This is a genomic window from Shewanella sp. SM32 (assembly GCF_025654235.1).
GTDB classification, from domain to species: Bacteria; Pseudomonadota; Gammaproteobacteria; order Enterobacterales; family Shewanellaceae; genus Shewanella; species Shewanella oncorhynchi.
On sequence record NZ_JAKKRO010000145.1, the window covers coordinates 1 to 1,460 of the forward strand.

Here is a 1,460-nt window from a genome sequence, read left to right on the forward strand (position 1 = left end):
CATTAGCTTGCTCAGTTTGTGGTGATAGACGTTGCCGCCATTTATAAAATGACATGGTGCTCAGTTGATGGGTTTGGCAAAACTCAGTGATGCTCAGCTCTGATGTGTGCCATAAGTCGATTAATTGCTGCCATTGTGCAGCGTTGCGGTAAGCTCGCTTTGCCATATCACTCTCCTGTAATGATGAGTGCACAGCTTATCGCGCGATCTTAAGTGGGAATAGGACGTCCTAAAATGGACGCTTACCTTTAGCTATGCCCTTATCCGGCATGATTGTGTGGAGCTTACTGTTTTTATTGAGCTTTGTATTACCTCCTTCGCAGTTGGTGATGGCGGTCTTTATCGGTACTGGTTCTATTATCTACCTTGCCATGGGCATTTCGCGGCTGACGGGCGAGAATATCTCGTTTAAGAAAAGCGCTGAGCGTAATTGGTTTGAGACTGTGTTTCTCGCTGCGATGGGGATGAGTTTTTTAACCTTTAGCATCAGTATTCCCTTTTTTATGGAAAATTATCTGGCCTTGCCTTTCGCCCTTGCGGTGCAAACAGGTTTAATGTGGTTAGTCCACGGTGTTTTAGCAGCGCAAAAGGTGGCCATAGTGCATGCGATAGTGCGCACCTTAGCCTGTGTGGCAGCTTTCATGCTCTGGCCCGAGCTGAGCTTTCAAATTCAGCCTCTAATCGTGGTGTTTTGTTATGGTTTTTCAATTCCTGTGATGCAGCGCCGTTGGAAGATTCAGCAAAATCTTTGTGCTAGCAATTAGTGGGTTATCTTTGGGTTATTGTGTAGATTTTGGCTTTGCGGCCTAATGGCCGAGGTGAATCAAAGTCGTGGGGCTTCAGCCCTGACGCTTAATCAAGAGTCTAACAAGTGATCTCGCCCTAGATCGATTTGTATGTCTGCCAGCGCACAGAGCTCAAACTGGCGTTATTGCATTATGGTTATTACCCTGCACTTTTTGCAGTGTGAAGGAGCTTATAATGCAAACCATGAAACTTACGTTCGTTACCGCTGGTGTTGTACTCGTTGGTAGTTTGCTGCTTAACGGTTGTGATAGTGGCAATGTGAATACTCAAACAGGTACACCAAACTTAACTGTAACAACCGAGGATGGTACTGGTGATGATATTAAAATTGCCACAGCAGTTAATACTGCGTTGATCGCTGATCAGCAGCTACAAAATTTAGATATTCAGATAGAAACCCGCAAGCCCCCTGTGTCAGGATTGTTGTCACCCCTAAATAATCATTATGTTTAAAGACAGGGTGCGGCAAAAGAGAACGATATGGCTCGGTATTCACCAGAACGTAAAGAGGCGATCCTTAAAAAATTATTACCTCCTCACAACTTAACGGTCGCAGAGGTCGCTCGGGAAGAAGGCATCGCGGTGCAAACCTTGTATCATTGGCGAGATATTGCCAGAAAAGAAGGTCGCCCCGTGCCAGGTAAAACATTAAC

4 protein-coding genes are annotated in these 1,460 nt (G+C 45.4%); 3 read left to right on the top strand and 1 reads right to left on the bottom strand.

All coding sequences use genetic code 11. From position 1 onward, the window contains the following. Positions 1-166, bottom strand: a 166-nt coding sequence (gene tnpA / locus L5M10_RS24280) for an IS66 family insertion sequence element accessory protein TnpA (protein WP_411569349.1), incomplete at its 3' end; no start/stop codon positions are given. An 88-nt stretch (positions 167-254) separates the two neighbouring features. On the opposite strand from tnpA, the gene L5M10_RS23770 reads away from it, so the two are divergent. From L5M10_RS23770 to L5M10_RS23780, 3 genes are all read left to right on the top strand, one after another. Beyond that, entirely contained in the window at positions 255-764 is a 510-nt protein-coding gene (locus tag L5M10_RS23770) for a DUF7010 family protein (RefSeq protein ID WP_263256092.1), read from the top strand. Between the two features lie 217 nt (positions 765-981). After that, positions 982-1,260, top strand: a complete 279-nt coding sequence (locus L5M10_RS23775) for a transporter (protein WP_263256094.1) — start codon at positions 982-984, stop codon at positions 1,258-1,260. Between the two features lie 27 nt (positions 1,261-1,287). Further along, a partial coding sequence (locus L5M10_RS23780) for a transposase (RefSeq protein ID WP_263179001.1) occupies positions 1,288-1,460 on the top strand: 173 nt, incomplete at its 3' end.